This is a genomic window from Terrisporobacter muris (assembly GCF_024621905.1).
GTDB lineage: Bacteria > Bacillota > Clostridia > Peptostreptococcales > Peptostreptococcaceae > Terrisporobacter > Terrisporobacter muris.
Genome location: NZ_JANKBY010000036.1, coordinates 1 through 19,509 on the forward strand (window position 1 = coordinate 1; position 19,509 = coordinate 19,509).

Annotated in this window: 14 protein-coding genes; 12 read left to right on the top strand and 2 right to left on the bottom strand. The window is 28.4% G+C overall.

Annotated elements, in window-relative coordinates:
* The first annotated feature begins 96 nt into the window (after positions 1–96).
* From NSA58_RS04890 to NSA58_RS04940, 11 genes are all read left to right on the top strand, one after another.
* Entirely contained in the window at positions 97–2,244 is a 2,148-nt protein-coding gene (locus NSA58_RS04890; protein WP_074429485.1) for a YhgE/Pip family protein, read from the top strand.
* A gap of 100 nt (positions 2,245–2,344) precedes the next feature.
* Complete coding sequence (locus NSA58_RS04895; RefSeq protein ID WP_242842747.1) at positions 2,345–3,061, top strand: DUF5714 domain-containing protein; 717 nt, start codon at positions 2,345–2,347, stop codon at positions 3,059–3,061.
* 32 nt (positions 3,062–3,093) lie between these two features.
* On the top strand, positions 3,094–4,617 hold the full coding sequence (locus NSA58_RS04900) for an NAD(P)H-hydrate dehydratase (RefSeq protein WP_039680514.1): 1,524 nt from the start codon (positions 3,094–3,096) through the stop codon (positions 4,615–4,617).
* Positions 4,618–4,687: 70 nt separating this feature from the next.
* The gene (locus NSA58_RS04905; RefSeq protein ID WP_039680515.1) at positions 4,688–5,125 is read left to right on the top strand and encodes an NfeD family protein; all 438 of its coding nucleotides are present in this window, start codon (positions 4,688–4,690) and stop codon (positions 5,123–5,125) included.
* Between the two features lie 42 nt (positions 5,126–5,167).
* Positions 5,168–6,121 (top strand): SPFH domain-containing protein, encoded by a 954-nt coding sequence (locus NSA58_RS04910; protein ID WP_039680516.1) that lies wholly within the window; start codon positions 5,168–5,170, stop codon positions 6,119–6,121.
* Between the two features lie 293 nt (positions 6,122–6,414).
* A complete protein-coding gene (gene glgB, locus NSA58_RS04915) occupies positions 6,415–8,310 on the top strand; it encodes a 1,4-alpha-glucan branching protein GlgB (RefSeq protein ID WP_039680517.1) in 1,896 nt (631 codons plus the stop codon).
* Between the two features lie 105 nt (positions 8,311–8,415).
* Positions 8,416–9,564, top strand: coding sequence for a glucose-1-phosphate adenylyltransferase (locus NSA58_RS04920; RefSeq protein ID WP_039680518.1), 1,149 nt, complete (start codon positions 8,416–8,418; stop codon positions 9,562–9,564).
* Positions 9,565–9,579: 15 nt separating this feature from the next.
* Positions 9,580–10,710, top strand: a complete 1,131-nt coding sequence (glgD, locus tag NSA58_RS04925; RefSeq protein WP_039680519.1) for a glucose-1-phosphate adenylyltransferase subunit GlgD — start codon at positions 9,580–9,582, stop codon at positions 10,708–10,710.
* A gap of 20 nt (positions 10,711–10,730) precedes the next feature.
* A complete protein-coding gene (glgA, locus tag NSA58_RS04930; RefSeq protein ID WP_039680520.1) occupies positions 10,731–12,170 on the top strand; it encodes a glycogen synthase GlgA in 1,440 nt (479 codons plus the stop codon).
* 12 nt (positions 12,171–12,182) lie between these two features.
* Positions 12,183–14,639, top strand: a complete 2,457-nt coding sequence (locus NSA58_RS04935) for a glycogen/starch/alpha-glucan phosphorylase (RefSeq protein ID WP_039680521.1) — start codon at positions 12,183–12,185, stop codon at positions 14,637–14,639.
* On the top strand, positions 14,617–16,506 hold the full coding sequence (locus NSA58_RS04940) for a glycoside hydrolase family 13 protein (protein WP_074429487.1): 1,890 nt from the start codon (positions 14,617–14,619) through the stop codon (positions 16,504–16,506). Before NSA58_RS04935 ends, NSA58_RS04940 begins: the two co-directional genes overlap by 23 nt.
* A gap of 44 nt (positions 16,507–16,550) precedes the next feature.
* Here NSA58_RS04940 and NSA58_RS04945 read toward each other — a convergent pair whose 3' ends face one another.
* A complete protein-coding gene (locus tag NSA58_RS04945; RefSeq protein ID WP_039680523.1) occupies positions 16,551–16,964 on the bottom strand; it encodes a single-stranded DNA-binding protein in 414 nt (137 codons plus the stop codon).
* A gap of 200 nt (positions 16,965–17,164) precedes the next feature.
* Here NSA58_RS04945 and NSA58_RS04950 point away from each other — a divergent pair, with 200 nt between their 5' ends.
* Positions 17,165–19,051 (top strand): PAS domain-containing sensor histidine kinase, encoded by a 1,887-nt coding sequence (locus NSA58_RS04950; protein WP_052233066.1) that lies wholly within the window; start codon positions 17,165–17,167, stop codon positions 19,049–19,051.
* A gap of 39 nt (positions 19,052–19,090) precedes the next feature.
* On the opposite strand, the gene NSA58_RS04955 is transcribed toward NSA58_RS04950, so the two are convergent.
* A partial coding sequence (locus NSA58_RS04955; protein WP_257560214.1) for a GtrA family protein occupies positions 19,091–19,509 on the bottom strand: 419 nt, incomplete at its 5' end.

Sequence of the window (19,509 nt, forward strand, 5' to 3'; positions counted from 1 at the left end):
ATGGGGAATTTCTGTATAAATATTAAAAATTAATCAAAAAATAAGTTTGTATCTAAAAAAGACACTTTTAACTTACAACTTAATGGAGGAATACCTATGAAAAATATAATCAAAATATTTCGAGATGATTTAAAAGATATATCTTCGAATATAGCACTAATAATCGTATTAATAGGACTTGCAATATTACCATCTTTATACGCTTGGTTTAATATAAAGGCCTCTTGGGATCCTTATGGCAATACATCTAATATATCTGTGGCAGTAGTAAACAATGACAAAGGAACAACTTTATTTGATAAAGATTTGAATATGGGAGATAGATTAGTTGATCAACTAAAAGATAATAATTCCTTAGGCTGGAAATTTGTTAATGAAGAAGAAGCAAAAAAAGGTGTAGAGACAGGCAAATATTATGCTTCAATAGAAATTACAAAAGACTTTTCAAAAAACATTATATCTGTATTAAGCAAAGATATAAATAAAGCAGAGATAGTATATACAGTAAATGAAAAAATAAATGCAATTGCGCCTAAAATAACAGAGAAAGGTGCATCAACAATACAGTTACAAGTTAATAAAACTGTTGTAAAAATAGCTAGTGAAGCAGTTTTTGAAACCTTAAATGATCTAGGAATATCATTGGAAGAAAATCTTCCCATGCTTACTAAAATAGAAAACTCTTTAGTTGAAGTTCAAGGCAAATTTGGTAAAATAGATAACATTTTAAATACAGCTAGTGATGCATCTAGTCAGATTACTGAAATAGTTAAACTACTTCAAAATGATATGCCAATAATAGAATCAACACTAAAGAATTCTATTAATTTATCTGGAGATGTAAAAGAGTTTTTACAAGGAACAAAAACTAGCATGAATGACATCGCGCCAACTATAAAAAATGATATAAAAATAATAAATGACGTATCATCATCAGTAGCTAGCGGTATAGGAGATTTAATAACAGCTATACAAGAAGGATATGAGAATGCACCTGAGTTAGTAGATGGACTTTATGACAAAGTTAATAGCTTATCATCTATATCTGCTACTTTAGGAGAGTTTTTGACTAAACTAGATAAAATAACTCCAGGGACCTCTCTTCAAGGAACTATAGATTCTATTAATGGAATAAATAGTAATCTTAATTCTGTGAAAAAGGTTTTAGCAAGTATTAAAGAGCAATTAAATAATGGACAAACACCATCATTAGATAATTTAAATGGGATACTAACTGTATTAAATGATGTAAATAATATTACAGGGAACTTATTAAATAGTTACGATACACAGATAGTTGCTCCACTTAATGAAATATTTGATAAAGGAATGTCTGTATCTGGCGATGTTATAACATTACTAGAAAAAGCAGAAGATAAACTTCCAAAAATCAATAATATATTAGACACTGCACTTAATTTTTCAGGAGATGCAGATGAATCAGTTGCTTATATAAAAGAGAAAGTTCCAGAGGCTAAATCAGTTCTAGATAAGTTAGTAACAGCTTTATCTACAGTGAATAATAGTAAAGAAATGGATGATTTAATTAGTTTCTTAAAAAATGACATAATTGAACAAGCTAACTTCTTAGAAGAACCAGTAGAGTTAGTATCAAATTCCTTATATCCAATGGAGAACTATGGTGCAGCAATGACACCATTCTATACAGTTCTTAGTCTTTGGGTGGGTGTTTTACTTTTAACTTCACTGTTAACAACAGAAGTATATGGTGAATACAAGCCTTATCAAGTTTATTTTGGTAGGGGTATTACATTTTTAACAATAGCATTATTGCAAGCATTAATAGTAAGTGCTGGAGATATATATTTCTTAGGCGTTACTGTAACAAATCCAGCTGTATTTATATCATTATCATTACTCATTAGCTTAGTATTTACATTTATAGTTTACTCATTAGTATCTGTATTTGGAAATGTAGGAAAGGCTATTGCAGTAGTTTTATTAGTAATACAGGTTGCTGGCTCTGGAGGAACATTCCCAATACAAGTAACACCAAAATTCTTCCAAAATGTTAACCCGTTCCTACCATTTACTTATGGAATAGCAGCTTTAAGAGAGACAGTAGCAGGAATATACAAACCTAATTTAACTAAAGATATAATTGTACTTTTAATATTCTTAGTTTTAGCCGTGATATTAAATGTTATATTAAAAGGACCTATTAATAAAATGTTATCTAAGTTTACTAAAAAAATGGAAGAAAGTAGACTTACAGAACATTAAAACTTTATACTAATAAAGATAAAGGATAAATTGATTAATACAATTTATCCTTTATTTTTTATATTAAAAGAATTACTATTTCTTATAAGAAGAATTAAATATGAAAGGATTTTTAATAAAAATGAATAAATCTAATTGTTTAATTTGTAATAAAGAACTTGTATATTTTAATGAAAGTAAAAAAATGAAATGTTATTATTGTGATAAAGAATTTTACTCTACTACATCATGTGAAAATGGACATTATGTATGTGATATATGCCATAGCAATGATGCAAATAAAATAATTAAAACTTATTTAATAAACTCAAAAGAAAAAAATCCCTTTATAATGGCAAGATCTTTGGAATATCATCCATCCATAAAAATGCATGGCCCTGAACATCATTTTTTAGTTCCAGCAGTACTTACTACGGCATATTTAAACACAATAGGAGAAGAATATAAAAAGGGTGAATACTTAGATGAAATTGAAAAGAGAGCAAAGAATGTATTAGGGGGATTTTGTGGTTTTTATGGTGCTTGTGGAAGTGGTATAGGAAATGGAATTTTTATGAGTGTAATATTAAATGCTACACCATTATGTAATGAAGAATGGTCACTAAGTAATTTGATAACATCAAAAACTTTGAAAATAATAAGTGACTATGGTGGACCAAGGTGCTGTAAAAGGGTATCTAATATTGCTATGGAAACAGCTATAGACTTTATTGATGAATATTTTCAAGTGAAATTAGAAAAAGAAGAAAACTTTAAGTGTGAATTCAAAGAGTATAATAAGGAATGTATAAAAAATAGATGCAAGTATTTTAAATAAGTAAAATATACTTACATTAAGAGGTGATGTAAATGAGAATAGGAACTTCTATGTCAACTAAGAGACTAGATGAGGTTTGTGTTAATGAGTACAAAATTCCTCTAATAGTTATGATGGAAAATGCCATATTATCAGCAATTAAGCATTTAGATATGGATTTATATGATAAGTATATAGTTGTTAGTGGTGTAGGAAATAATGGTGGAGATGGTCTTGGAATAGCAAGACAATTAAAAGCTAGGGGGAAGGATGTAAAGGTATTTGTAGTTGGAAGTATGGAAAAAATCACACCATGTTCAAAAACCAATTTAGATATACTAAAGGCTATGAATATATCTTGTAGAACTTTAGATATAAAAGGAGAAAATATCAATATATTAGAAGAGTTAAAGACTAGTATAAAAAATAGTGATGTATTAGTTGACTGCATTTTTGGAACTGGTTTAGAAAGAGAAGTTAAAGGTGTTTTTAAGGATATTATAAATATTATAAATACAAATAAGAATTTAGTTTACTCTATAGATGTACCATCTGGAATAAATGCAACCACAGGTGAAATTTTAGGAGTATGTATAAAAGCTGATAAAACAATATCATTTGAGTTTTATAAAAGAGGTTTTTTAAAGTATGAAACAAAAGAATATATTGGAGATGTGGTAGTAGAGCACGTAGGAATACCTGAGCATATAATAAAAAAATATGATGACAATGAATATATTACATCGATAGATTTTGTTAAAGGCAATATAAAATCAAAAAATAAATTTAGTTTTAAAAACAATTTTGGTAAGGTTACTATATTCGCCGGATCAAAGGGATTTTCTGGAGCTGCATTTATTGCTAGTGAGGCGGCTATTAAAAGTGGCAGTGGATTAGTTACTTTAGTTTGCGATGAAGATATACAAGATATAATTAGTTCAAAAGTAAGTGAAGGAATGACTGCCAATTATAAAGAGGAAAATCGAATCAACAAATTAATTGAAACTTCTAGTGCCATAGGATTTGGGTGTGGAATGGGAGACAATAAATTAACATTAGAAAGATTAGAATATGTTTTAAATAAGAGCAACTGTCCTATGATAATAGATGCAGATGGACTAAATGTGCTAAAAAATAATATAAATATATTAAAGAAGTGTGAAAATAGGATCATAATAACGCCCCATTTGGGTGAGATGTCTAGATTAACAGGAAAGTCAATTTCATATATAAAAGAAAATAGACTAGATGTAGCAAAAGAATTTGCAAAAGAAAATAATATAATAGTTTTACTCAAAGGTTATGAGACTATTATCACCGATGGAAACATTTTATATATAAATCCAACTGGTAATAGCGCCATGGCAAATGGAGGTATGGGAGACTGTTTGCTTGGTATGATAACTTCTTTTATTGGGCAAGGGCTAGAAATATTTAATGCAGTAGTGTGTGCAGCATATATACATGGATACATAGGTGATATTTTATCTAAAAAACTATATACAGTAAATGCAACACAAATTATAAATGAAATTCCTAGTATTATGAATGAGTTTGATATTGAAATTAATTTGTAACTATTACCAATATTTATATTGTTATACTATTATAAAGAAAATGAATTTCTAAATGGAGAAGAGGGATATAATGAATACAGTGTGGTTAATTGTTGCAGTAGCATTTGGAATAGCTGAATTAATGACAACAAGTTTAACTTTAGTATGGTTTAGTATAGGGGCCTTAATTTTAATGGTTTTAAGTACATTTATAGAAAGCATAATAATTCAGATAGCATTATTTGCTGCTATTTCAATTACTTTATTAGTTGTATTTACAAAATACTTTGTGGATAAAGATAAAACCTATAAATATAACACAAATTTACAAGGTATAGAGCAAAAAACAGGTATTGTTAAAGAAGAAATACCTCAATATATGACAGGAATTGTAACATTGACAGGAGAAGATTGGACGGCTATATCTGAAGATGGTGAAAAAATTCAAGTAGGACAATTAGTTAAGGTAATAAGAATAGAGGGTGTCAAGTTAGTTGTAAAACCTGTTAACAATCAAGAAGAGAAGTAATTAATAAAATTAATTATAAATTTATAAAAAGGAGAAAAAGGTATGATAAAATTAGTAGTCATAATACTTATAGTAGTAGTTCTAAGTTTAAGTTGTGTAAAAGTCATTAAACAATCAAAAGTCGGTATAGTAATTAGGCTTGGTAAGTTTCACAAAAAAGCTGATACAGGAGTTCACTTTTTAATACCATTCTTAGATCAAATGGCTTATGTTATTGATTTGAGAGAAAATGTGGTTGATTTTCCACCACAGCCAGTTATAACAAAAGATAATGTAACTATGCAAATAGATACAGTAGTTTATTTCCAAGTTACAGATCCTGTTAGATATGTATTTGAAATATCAAATCCAATATCTGCCATAGAAAATTTAACTGCAACAACTCTTAGAAATATAATAGGGGAGTTAGATTTAGATGAAACTCTTACATCGAGGGATTTAATAAATACAAAAATGAGATCTATACTAGATGAAGCAACTGATAAATGGGGTATAAAAGTTAATAGGGTAGAGCTTAAAAACATAATGCCACCACAAGATATACAAGTTGCAATGGAAAAACAAATGAGAGCAGAAAGAGAAAGAAGAGAGTCAATACTTCAAGCAGAGGGGAATAAAGCAGCGTCAATACTTCAAGCAGAAGGAGAAAAGCAATCAGCGATACTTAGAGCAGAAGCTCAAAAGGAAGCAATGGTTAGAGAAGCAGAAGGAGAAAAACAATCTCGTATACTTAGAGCTCAAGGGGAAGCAGAATCTATAAGACAGATTGCTCAGGCCAAGGCAGAAGGTGAAGCAACTATAATTAAAAATGTATTCCAAGCAATGAAAGAATCTGACATTGATGATAATATGTTAGCTCTTAAATCTATGGAGGCTCTTGAAAAACTTGCAGAAAGTGATTCTACTAAACTTGTTCTTCCATCAGAAACAGTTAATTTCTTAGGTTCTTTTAAAGGAATTAAAGAAGTTTTAAGTAGCGATAAGAATAATAAATAATTAAACGAAGATACTCTAAAGACAATAGATCTTTAGAGTATTTTTTTGTCTTATAAAAAGTGTACAATTGGTAAAAAATATATGGAAATTTTTAATAAAGTGATATACAATTAATTTTAAAAAAAACTAATTGTTAATTTTAGTACGAATTATAACTAAAATTAACCGTTGTAAAAATTGAATAAAGTTAGTTAAAATTTTATAAAAAAAAAGGGGGATTTAGATTTTACTAGAAATATATAAGATGCAAAAAATTATCATTTGGGGGGATTAAGATTAAATATTTAGACATAATTACTAAAGAAAAAATAGACAAATTTATTTCAGGAAATTCTTTAGATAGTTATAAATTTCTTGGAAATCATAAAGTGGAATATAAAGGGGAAGTTGGAAATTCTTTTGCTGTATGGGCACCAAATGCAAAAGCTGTATATCTAGTGGGGGATTTTAATAATTGGAATGAAACATCCCATTCTTTAACAAACATGTATGATAGTGGTATTTGGTCAATATTTACTACAGATCTAGGGGAAGGGGAAATTTATAAATACAATGTGGTTGGATGTGATGGAGTAAGCCGATTAAAATCAGATCCATATGGTACATTTTCTGAATTAAGACCTAAAACAGCATCAGTAGTATATGAGGGAATAGATTATAAGTGGAAAGATAAAAAATATTTAGAAAAAAAGAATAAGATAATAACAAATAATGAACCTATGAATATATATGAGGTTCATCTAGGTTCCTGGAAGAGAAAATGGGACGGGGGGTTTTTCTCATTTGAAGAGTTATATGAAATGATTGATTATGCAAAAGATATGGGATATACACATATTGAGTTAATGCCTATAACAGAACACCCATTAGATATGAGTTGGGGATATCAGACTGTAGGGTATTATGCTACTACAAGTAGACATGGTAATCCTGATGAATTTAAAGCATTTGTAGACAAATGTCATGAAAATAATTTAGGAATAATATTAGACTTTGCATATAGTCATTTTTGTAAGGATGAGCACGGTTTATATAGATTTGACGGCTCTCCTCAATTTGAATACGAAGATCCATTAAAAGCAGAAAATTTAGGATGGGGAACGGTTCACTTTGATTTAGGAAAACCTGAGGTTAATAGTTTTTTATTATCAAATGTAATGTATTGGTTTAAAGAGTTTCATGTGGATGGTATTAGGGTAGATGCTGTTAGCTCCATATTATATTTGGACTATGATATAGGTGATTGGAGACCAAATAAATATGGAGGACGAGAAAATATAGAAGGAATAGATTTTCTAAGACGATTAAATGAAGTTGTTTATGAGAATATAAAAAATCCATTAATAATAGCTGAAGAATCAACATCATGGCCAATGGTTACATCACCTACTTATTTAGGTGGATTAGGGTTTAGTAATAAATGGAATATGGGGTGGATGAATGATACTTTGAAATACATGGAGATGGACCCTATATATAGAAAGCATCATCATAATTTAATAACTTTTTCATTTATGTATGCATTTTCAGAAAACTTTATTTTACCACTATCCCATGATGAGGTTGTTCATGGCAAAAAGTCATTGCTAGATAAAATGTCAGGAGATGAATGGCAAAGATTTGCAAGTTTAAGATTATTATATTCTTACTACATGATACATCCAGGTAAAAAATTATTGTTTATGGGAGGAGAATTTGGCCAAGGTCTTGAATGGAGATACGCCTATGGTTTGGAGTGGCAATTGCTAGATAGAGAACAGCATGCTAAAACAAAAGTTTTTGTAAAAGAATTAAATAATTTATATAGAAAAGAAAAAGCTTTATATGAAATTGATAATTCATATGAAGGATTTGATTTCATAGACCCTCATAATGAGGATCAAAGTATAGTTACATTAATGAGAAAAGGTAAAGATGAAGGTGAGTTTATTATAGGTATTTTAAACTTTACACCTGTAGTTTACTACGATTATAAGGTTGGAGTGCCTTATTTAGATATATATGAAGAAGTATTTAATAGTGACGATGAAAAATACTGGGGATCAAATCAAACTATGAAAAATACTGAGTTATATGCTATTGATAACAAATGGCATAATCAACCTTATCATATAAAAATAAAAGTACCGCCATTGGGAGCTACATTTATAAAACTTAAATCTAATCCAATAAATAATAAAAATGAGTAAATAAGAAAAAGTAATAAATCTACAAGTCTTATTAAATAAGTAATAAAGGCAAATAAGCTTAATGAATTATGGGAGTAATTGAACTTTAATAAAGGGGGAAACTGAATGAAACAAGAGATGCTAGCAATGATTTTAGCTGGGGGGCAAGGATCAAGATTAGGTGTTTTCACAAAAAGAATAGCAAAGCCAGCAGTATCATTTGGAGGAAAATATAGAATTATAGACTTTGTTTTAAGTAATTGTTCTAATTCCGGTATAGATACAGTTGGAGTACTTACACAATATAGACCAAGGATTTTAAATTCGCATATTGGAATGGGAAGTCATTGGGATTTAGATAGAATAAATGGAGGAGTTTATATACTTCAACCATATATGAGTGAAAAAGAGGGGCACTGGTATAATGGTACAGCAAATGCAATATATAAAAATATGAACTTTATAGATGATTATGATCCAGAATATGTATTAATTTTATCTGGAGATCATATTTACAAAATGGATTACAGCAAAATGTTGGAGTTCCATAAGGAAAAAAATGCAGAAGCTACAATTGCAGTTATAGAAGTTCCATGGGATGAGGCAAGTAGATTTGGAATAATGAATGCAGATGATGATAAAAAAATATATGAATTTGAAGAAAAACCTGAGAATCCTAAAAGTAATTTAGCTTCCATGGGTGTATATATATTTAACTGGAGAACATTAAAACAATATTTTTTAAGAGGAAGAAAAACTAAAGAATGTTTTGATGACTTTGGAAAAGATGTAATTCCAGCGATGTTAAAAGATAATCAAGAAATGTATGCATATCCTTTTAAAGGATATTGGAGAGATGTTGGTACTATACAAAGTTTATGGGAAGCAAATATGGATTTGATTAAAACTCCAGAAGCTGTGGATTTAAGCGATTCAAATTGGAGAATATATACAAATACGATGGATCTTCCACCACAATATATTGGACAAAATGCCAGTATAAAAGAAGCTTTAATAGCAGATGGTTGCTCAGTACTAGGAACAATTGATAATACGGTTTTATCACATAAGGTTGATGTTGGAGAGGGAAGCATAATCAGAAACTCTGTAATAATGCCAAATGTTACTATAGGTAAGAATGTAGTAATAGAAAAAGCAATGATAGCGGAAGGTGCAGTAATTAAGGATAATGCCGTGATAAAAAGTGATACAAATGAAATAAGTGTTGTGTCAGAGTATGAAGTAGTTAATGCTAAAGAAAAAGTTGAAGCTTAAAAGGGGGAGAAGATTATGAAAAATCAATGTATGGGATTAATTAACCTTGATAAAAAAGGCAATCCAAATATAAATATATTAAATTATGCAAGACCATTAACGTCTACTCCAATAGCTGGTAGATATAGAATTATAGATTTTGTTTTATCTAATATGGTTAATTCAGGTATTACTAATGTTGGAATCTATGCTAAAGAAAAATATAGATCATTAACGGATCACTTAGGAAGTGGAAAAGACTGGGATTTGAGCAGGAAAAAAGGTGGACTTTATATATTTAGTCCAGAAAATACTAAGTACAATAACAATTATGGATTTAGAACGGGAGATATATACTCTATACTAGCAAATATAGATTATATAGAAAAAAGTAAAGAAGAATATATACTTATTGCGCCAGGATATATGTTGTGTAGCATGGATTATAAAGAAGCTCTTAAATATCATAAACAATCAAAAAATGATATTACTGTTATATATAAACATATAACAAACGCAGATGAAGATTTTTTAGGGTGTATGACATTAAATATGGATAGTAATAATAGAGTTTTAAATATAGGTGGAAATATAGGAGCTTTCCCTAGTGCAAACATATCTATGGAAACTTATATTATGAAAAGAACTGATTTTATTAAATGTATATATAAAATAGCTAGTTTGGGAACTCATTCATATTTTGAAGACTATATAAAGAGAGAAATATCTAATATACAAGTTGGAGGATATGAGTTTAATAATTATTTAAAATGTATAAATTCTATTCAAAGTTATGCACAGGCAAGTAAAGAAATGTTAAGACATGATGTGGCAGCAGAACTATTTAATTCTGAAAGAAAAATATTTACTAAGGATAAAAGTCAAGCACCAACTATATACATGAAAAATGCTAATGTGAAAAATTCCTTTGTGGCAACAGGTTGTAAAATTGATGGAACGGTTGAAAACTGTACATTATTTAGAAAGGTTGAAGTAGGAAAGGGAGCTATAGTAAGGAACTGTGTAATAATGCAAAATTGCAAAATAGAGCCAGGAGTAGTTTTAGAAAATGTTATATTTGATAAAAATATTACAATCTCAAAAGGAAAAGAATTAAAAGGAGATAAGGACTACCCTATGGTCATAGAAAAAAACCAGAAGCTTTAAGAGTAAAAGGGGGAAAATAAATGAAGATACTTTATGTGACTGCAGAATGCTGGCCATTTGTAAAAACAGGAGGTTTAGGAGATGTTTCCTATGCCCTTCCAAAAGCTCTAAAAAAAGAAGGGGTTGATGTAAGGGTTATAATGCCGAAATACTCTACCATACCATCATATTTTAAAGACAAATTTAAACCGGTTGCAGAGTTTAGTGTAAAAGTAGGATGGAGAAATCAATATTGTGGTATAGAAAGCATGGAATTAGATGGTGTCACATTTTATTTTATAGATAATGAATTTTATTTTAAGAGGTCTGATCAACCAAGTATATATGGACATGGTGATGATCCAGAACGATTTGCATTTTTTAGTAATGCAGTATTATCATCTATGGAAAAATTGAATTTTTATCCAGATGTTATTAACTTAAATGATTGGCATACGGGGATGATACCATTATTGCTGAAAGAAGACTATGCTCATTTGAAGAAATATCAGGATATAAAGACAGTTTATACTATACACAATTTACAATATCAGGGCATATTTAATAAAGAAATAGTAGGAAATATTTTTGATATATCTTATGATCACTTTAATAATGGAAATATAGAATTTTATGGAGATATTAACTTTATGAAGGCTGGAATTGTTTTTGCCGATAAGGTTACGACTGTAAGTAAAACTTATGTAGAAGAAATACAAACACCTTTTTATGGTGAAGGATTAGACGGACTTTTGAAATCAAACTCTTATAAATTAGAGGGCATTTTAAATGGTATCGATTATGATTTAAATGATCCATCTACAGACAAAGCTATATTTGAAAAATTTGATGTAAATTGTATTCACAAAAAAGTAGAAAATAAAATAAAATTACAAAAAATATTAGGATTAGAAGTTAATCCAAATATTCCTTTAGTGGGGATTGTATCTAGATTAACTTCACAAAAAGGCCTAGATTTAATTAACTATATGATGCCTGAAATAATGAGAGAAAATTTGCAAATGGTCGTACTAGGTACAGGTGAGCATCAATATCAGTCTATGTTTAATTATTATAATTCAAATTTTAGTAACAAATTATCTGCAAGAATTACATTTGATAGCGCCTTTGCACAGCAAATTTATGCTGCATGTGATATTTTTCTGATGCCATCTTTGTATGAACCTTGTGGAATAGGGCAAATGCTTGCCATGAGATATGGTGCAATCCCAATAGTAAGAGAAACCGGTGGACTTAAAGATACTGTAACTCCTTATAATAAATATACAGGTGAAGGTAATGGATTTAGTTTCGCTAATTATAACGCTCATGAAATGTTCTTTACACTTCAAAAAGCAATTAGATTGTATCAAGATAAAAAGGTTTGGAATAACCTAATTATAAATGCAATGAATACAGATAATAGTTGGAAGAAATCTGCTCAAGACTATATAAGAATATTTAATGGCTTAATAAGCTAAAGGGGCGATTTAATGATTACAATAAATAAAAAGCGATTTAAAGAATATTTCAGAAGAAAAATGAATAATTTATATGCTCAAACCCTTGAAGAAGCAAGCAATGAAGAACTTTTTAATGTATTATGTTATGTTATAAAAGATATGATTTCAAGGGATTGGGAAGGCAGTAGAATATATGAAGAAAAAGCAGTATTTTATTTTTCTATAGAATTTTTACTGGGAAGACAATTAAAATCTAACCTATTAAATCTTGGATTTGAAGATACTATAAGACAAGGTCTAAATGAACTAGGAATAAATTTAGATGAAATAGTTGAAGCAGAACCAGATCCAGCTCTAGGAAATGGGGGGTTGGGTAGATTAGCCGCATGCTTTCTTGATTCTATGGCATCCGTTGGAATTAGTGGTCATGGATATGGAATAAGATATAAATACGGATTATTTGAGCAGAAATTTGTAAATAATTCTCAGGTTGAAGTTCCAGATAATTGGCTTATAAATAGTTCTTATTCATGGGAAACAGTTAGACCAAATAGGGCAGTATTAGTAAAGTATGAAGGAAAAATTGATATGGAAGAAGATGATGAAGGTAATCTAAGGGTTACCCACAAGAACTATATTCCTGTGATGGCAATGCCTTATGATATACCTATAATTGGTTATGAAAATGAATGCATAAACACACTTAGAATATGGAAAAGTGAAATACCAACAAGAGATTTTGGGAGGTCATCTCTATATGCTAAAAATCAAGCGGCTAGTTATGAGGATGCATTAAAATATAAGTATTATGCAGAAGAAATTTCTCAAACTTTATATCCAAATGATTCAAACTATGCAGGCAAATTGTTAAGGTTAAAGCAAGAATATTTCTTCGTTAGTGCAGGAATTCAAGATATATTTAGAAAATGTAGAAGATATAAAATTAAACCGCAAGAATTACCAAATAAAATTGCTATTCATATAAATGACACTCACCCAGCTTTATGTATCCCTGAAATGATGAGGATATTATTAGATGAAGAAGGATTATCTTGGGATGAAGCATGGAATATTACTACAAGGGTAATATCTTATACAAACCATACAATATTATGTGAAGCATTAGAAAGATGGTCGGAAGGTATAATGAAAAAGCTTCTACCAAGAATGTATATGATAATTGAGGAAATTAATAGAAGATATGTTAATGCTTTAAGAAAAAAAGGTTATGGTGAAGATAAGGTAAAAAGAATGGCTATTATGTATGATGGAGAAATTAGAATGGCTAATTTATGTATAGTTTCAAGCTATAGTGTAAATGGTGTAGCAGCTCTTCATACTAAATTATTAAAAGAAGAAGTTTTAAAGGATTTTTATGAAGAAGAGCCTTATAAGTTCAATAATAAAACAAATGGTATATCTCATAGAAGGTGGCTTATGAGTTCAAATCCAGAACTAGCTAATTTAATAACAGAATTGATTGGGAATAAGTGGATAAAAGATACAGCTCATTTAAAAGAATTAGAAAAATTTGTGGATGACGAGAATGTATTGAATAGATTAGAAGAGATTAAGTTTAACAATAAGGTTAAATTAGCTAACTATATAAAAGAAAATAATAATATATCAATAGATCCTAACTCCATATTTGATGTTCAAGTTAAAAGACTTCATGCTTATAAAAGACAACTTATGAATATTTTGCATGTACTTGCTTTATATCATGAAATACTAGATAATATGGATTTAGAGTTGGATATTCAGCCACGAACTTTTATATTTGGAGCAAAGGCAGCACCAGGATATTACTTAGCAAAATGTATAATAAAATTAATAAATTGTGTTGCTGATTTAGTAAACAATGACCCTAGAGTAAAAGACAAAATCAAAGTTGTATTTATAGAAAATTATGGTGTATCACTAGCTGAAAAAATAATTCCGGCAGCTAATGTGAGTGAACAAATATCAACTACTACAAAAGAAGCATCAGGAACTAGTAATATGAAGTTTATGATGAATGGTGCTCTAACATTAGCTACACTAGATGGAGCTAATGTGGAAATATGCCAACAAGTAGGCAAAGATAATATGTTTTTATTTGGACTTAGTGCTAAACAAGTATTGGATTATGACAAATATGGTGGATATTCATCTAAAGACTTGTATCATTCTAATAAGTGGCTAAGAAGAGTTGTTGATGATTTAGTTAATGGATTTATACCTGGCCTTGGAAAAGAAGGTAGGGAAATCTATGATGCATTAATAACTTATAATGATGAATATTTTGTTCTTAGAGATATTGATGAATATGCTGAGGCACAGCAAAGGATAAGTAATCTTTATAAGGATAAAATTAAGTGGAATAAGATGTCTCTTATAAATATTGCAAACTCTGGAATTTTCTCTAGTGATAGAACTATAAATGAATATATAGAAGATATTTGGTTTAAAGGGTGTGATGAGGATGTGCAAAACAATATCATTTAACTCCTGGAATGAATATTTTAAGGCTCCATTTGGAGCCTTAAAAGTTAATCAAGGAGCAGATATTAAGGTTAATACAAATGAAGAAGTATACAGTATTTATTTAGTAATAACAAAAGAAGATGAAAACTTAAATAGTGAAGAGATAAGACGAATTCCACTAATTAAAAAAGAGGAAAATATATATGAATGTAAAATAGAACCATTATTTATTCCAGCGATATATTATTATTATTTTGAAGTAGAAGTTAATAGTGATGGACAGAATAAGAAGAAATTTTATGGAAAAATAAGACAAAATGGAGAAGCTTGTGAATATAGTTTCGATAATTTAAATAAATATCAGTTAACAGTTTACGAAGAAAGTAAATCACCAACATGGTTTAAAGAAGGTGTTTTATATCACATATTTGTAGATAGATTTAACAACGGTAATAGAACCGGTAAGCCAAGCAATCCAAAGAAAAATAGTTTTATATATGCTAACTGGGAAGATGATCCTATGTATATAAAGGATGAAAATGGAGATATCATAAGATGGGATTTTTATGGAGGTAACCTTAAGGGAATTATTAATAAATTGGGATACCTTAAGAAACTTGGAATAAGTATTATATATCTAAGTCCAGTTTTTGAATCTTCTAGTAATCACAAATATAACACAGGAGATTATAAAAAGATTGATCCTATGTTTGGAGATGAAGAAATATTTTCAGAATTGATAGAAAAAGCTAATGCAAAAGGTATATCAATAATACTTGATGGTGTATTTAGTCATACAGGAGCTGACAGTATTTATTTTGATAAATTTAATAATTATGATAGTAAAGGTGCTTATAATAATGAAGACTCTATATACAGAAGTTGGTATACTTTTGATGATTCTAAGGTAGGTTACAAATGTTGGTGGGGAATTAAAGACTTACCAAACGTAAATGAATTAGAACCTTCATATATGAACTACATAATTAAAGATGAAGAAAGTGTTTTAAATAAATGGATAAAGATGGGAGTTAAAGGATGGCGACTAGATGTAGTAGATGAATTACCAGATGAGTTTTTAACTGAATTTAAAAAGGAGCTAAAAAAATCCGAAAGCGATTCCGTTTTGATTGGAGAAGTATGGGAAGATGCTTCCAATAAAATAAGTTATGGGCAACGAAGAAAATATCTCTTAGGTAAACAATTAGATTCGGCCATGGGATATCCATTTAGAAAAGGAATATTATCTTTCCTAAGAGGTGAGATGGCATCTTATGAACTTAATGATTTATATATGAATATAAAAGAAAATTATCCACCAGATGCATTTAAAGCTAACCTAAACTTATTGGGTACTCATGATGTAAGAAGGGTAAAAACAGAGCTTGATAATGACAAAGATATGATTAAACTTGCTGTATTAGCACAGATGACATTTGAAGGAGTTCCATATATTTATTACGGTGATGAGGCAGGCCTTGCAGGTGATAAGGATCCAGATAATAGAAGAACTTACCCTTGGAAAAATGAAGATAATGAGATGATAGACTTCTATAGAAATTCTATTCAAACTAGACATAGGATAAAAGCTTTATTAAAAGGAGAAACTAATTTTATTTACACTAAGGATGATGATGTTTTTGCTTATGAAAGATTTATTGATGAGGATAGTTGTTTAATAATTATAAATAGAAGTGAAGAGTATAAATATATAGATTTTGATTTAGACTATGATTTATTAGATGAGATAGGAATAAAATACACACCAGGTGACTATGGAGTTACTTTAGAAAAGGAAAATGGGAAATTTGTAATAGATATTGAACCAAAATCTTTTATGATATTTAAAATGAAAAATATTACAAGGGAAGCATTTGAACAAGTATAGAAAAAATGTGTAGATTATTAATTTAATCTACACATTTTTCATCATTAAAATGGAATTTCGCTTTCACATATATTGTTATCAAAAACTTCATCTGTAAAGATTTCTTCACTATTAAAAGTATTTTCAGTTTTTTTACTTTGTTTAGAATCTATAAATCTAAATGAATCACAATGGATTGTTATAGATTTTCTGTTTTCTCCATTTGTAGATAAATATTTATCTACTTTTATTTTCCCCTCAATATAAACCAATCTACCTTTGGCCATATATTCACTAAAAACCTCTGCTTGCCTATTCCATACTTCGCAGTTAATAAAATCAGTATCATGCTCTCCTTGAGCATTTTTATAACTTCTATTAACAGCCAAAGTAAATTTAGTTACAGCTATATTTTTTTCACCTAAATATTTCAGTTCTGGATCATGACATAATCTTCCTACTAATATGACCTTATTCATTAAAAGCCTCCTTGTATTAAAAGAATTATAAATATTAGTAAAATTATGGACAAACATAGGTTCGTATATACATATAGTTAGGAAAAAATTTAATTTTATGAACTGAAGAAAAAAATATGAAAGGGTGATATAATTAAAATAATAATGAACGTTAAAATCTATGTTAATTTGATAGAGAATTAAAAATAAGGGGTTTTATTATGAAAAAAGAAATTTATGAAAGTATAATAAAAAATAGCAAAATAGCTTACTTAATAATAAATTGTAAGATGGATAATCATAATAAATATATTGGCATAGAGGTACTTGAACAAAATAAAGAATTTGAGAAAATTTTTAAATTATTAACAGAAAATAATGTATTTGAAAAGGAAGTAACAGAATTAATAATAAATAATTGGATAAAGAAAAGTTTTAAAGGTGATGAACTTGATAAGTTTATAAAAGATGTAATAAAAACTGGTCATAGGAAGATAGAATACACAACTGAATTAAATGGTAGAAATTCAATCGTAGATATGTATTACTTAGAAGACTATTTTATGTTAATATATTCAATCGATTGTAATATAGGTCATAAGGAAGAAAACTTAAAAATATATAATTGGGCAAAAGACTTGAATGGAGTATATATTGATATACATGAAGGTTGTAATCACGACTTAAAACTAGGTAATAAAAAGAGCACTCTAGGAAAAAGAGATATAGATTTATGGGAAGAATCTGAAATTATTCAATTTAGAAATCAAGAGAATATTGTAATAGCAAATAAAAATGCAAAAACTTTTTATCAAACATTAACAAAAAAAGATGGTAATAAAATGTACTTAGAGTCAACTTTATGGCCCATCATAGATGATAATGATAATGTAATAGGAACTAGGGGCTTTAGTATAAAAATTAATGATAAGTTGATTTTTGAGAAAAGTTTAGAGCAAAATCAAGAAAATTTTAGGGAAATAACAAAATATTGTGACTCAGTATTTATTATTAGAGATGAAGAAAGAGCAACTTATATTAGTCCAGCTTTTAGAAATGTTTTTGAATCTAATCCAGATGATTTGTATAAAGATATTAGTAAATTAGATGATTATTTTAAACGAGTAGAAAGCAATGATTATAATATAAGTTACGAATTTGAATTTGATGAATGTAACGAAGGAACGGGAAAAGTAAAATTAGATAACGGAAAAGAAAAATGGATTTGGTATAAATTTTTACCAATAAAGGATTCTAAGGGAAATGTATCAAAAAGAGTAGGTATTTTAACAGATGTAACAGAAAAAAGAAAAGTAGAAGATGAGAAAAATCAACTTAAATTAGATTTTTTTGCAAATTTATCTCATGAGTTAAGAACGCCAATCAATCTTATATCAAGCACAATTCAGTTAATCAAACTAAATTTAACGAAATTATCACCACAAGAGGCTAATAAACTTTACAAATATATAGATATCATGGAAACTAATAGTTTAAGACTTGTAAGACTTATAAATAATTTATTAGATTCAACGAGAATTGATGCGGGATTTATAAGTTTTACTCCGATAAATGCAGATATAGTCAGATTTATAGAAGACATATGTGGCTCTATTGTAGAATTTATAGAATTTAATAATATGCACTTAATTTTTGACACTAATAAGGAAGAAGATATAGTTCTATTTGATCCAGATATTATAGAAAGAACGATGCTGAATTTATTATCAAATGCAGTCAAATTTAATAAAAAATATGGGAATATATATGTGAATCTATGTACTAAAGAAGATAAAATTATAATTAGCGTGAAAGATGAAGGTATAGGAATTCCAAAGGAAAAAGCTAATTGTATATTTGAAAGATTTGAGCAAGTTCAAAGTAAAGATAGAATAGAAAAACAAGGAAGTGGAATAGGATTATATTTGGTAAAATCTCTTGTTACATTGCACGGAGGAAGTATAAAGGTAAATAGTAAGGTTAATCAAGGGAGTGAGTTTATAGTGGTTATACCTAAACAAGTAATAAAAAACGGTGAAGAGTTTTTGATGAAAAAAAATGAAGAAGTTAGATATAGCAGAGCAAATATAGAGTTTTCAGATATATAAGAAATGAACACATTATTAATTTAAAAATTAGTAATGTGTTTATTTCTTTTCTTCTGAATGTTTTATAACTAATCTCATTAAAAAGAACACTGGAATAGTTGAAAAAATAGGAGCTATTATGGGAGCTATAGCTTCATCTAAATCTAATAGATTAACTAATGCCAATATAATTCCTAGATTTAGAGCATATTCAAATACATAAACTAAAAAACTAAGCAGGTATTTCTTTAAAGAATACTTTTGATCTTTAAATGTAAACTTAGAGTTTAAATAATAAGATGCAGTAATACTTATAATGCTTGTAGTAGTATAGGCAACTAGATAATTAATTTTGAAAACTAGATATAAAGTTAAATAAAATATTTGAGCTACCACAAAATTAGCAGTCCCAATAAGATTAAATTTTATATATTCTATAATTTTATCTTTATATAACTTTAGTTTATCTATAATAGATC

Bases quoted from the DNA above. Each gene is read 5' to 3' on its own strand.
- NSA58_RS04895 (WP_242842747.1), top strand. From the start codon at position 2,345: ATGAAAGGATTTTTAATAAAAATGAATAAATCTAATTGTTTAATTTGT.
- NSA58_RS04945 (WP_039680523.1), bottom strand. From the start codon at position 16,964: ATGAATAAGGTCATATTAGTAGGAAGATTATGTCATGATCCAGAACTG.
- NSA58_RS04890 (WP_074429485.1), top strand. From the start codon at position 97: ATGAAAAATATAATCAAAATATTTCGAGATGATTTAAAAGATATATCT.
- NSA58_RS04940 (WP_074429487.1), top strand. From the start codon at position 14,617: ATGTGCAAAACAATATCATTTAACTCCTGGAATGAATATTTTAAGGCT.
- NSA58_RS04910 (WP_039680516.1), top strand. From the start codon at position 5,168: ATGATAAAATTAGTAGTCATAATACTTATAGTAGTAGTTCTAAGTTTA.
- NSA58_RS04900 (WP_039680514.1), top strand. From the start codon at position 3,094: ATGAGAATAGGAACTTCTATGTCAACTAAGAGACTAGATGAGGTTTGT.
- glgA (WP_039680520.1), top strand. From the start codon at position 10,731: ATGAAGATACTTTATGTGACTGCAGAATGCTGGCCATTTGTAAAAACA.
- NSA58_RS04920 (WP_039680518.1), top strand. From the start codon at position 8,416: ATGAAACAAGAGATGCTAGCAATGATTTTAGCTGGGGGGCAAGGATCA.
- NSA58_RS04935 (WP_039680521.1), top strand. From the start codon at position 12,183: ATGATTACAATAAATAAAAAGCGATTTAAAGAATATTTCAGAAGAAAA.
- NSA58_RS04950 (WP_052233066.1), top strand. From the start codon at position 17,165: ATGAAAAAAGAAATTTATGAAAGTATAATAAAAAATAGCAAAATAGCT.
- NSA58_RS04905 (WP_039680515.1), top strand. From the start codon at position 4,688: ATGAATACAGTGTGGTTAATTGTTGCAGTAGCATTTGGAATAGCTGAA.
- glgD (WP_039680519.1), top strand. From the start codon at position 9,580: ATGAAAAATCAATGTATGGGATTAATTAACCTTGATAAAAAAGGCAAT.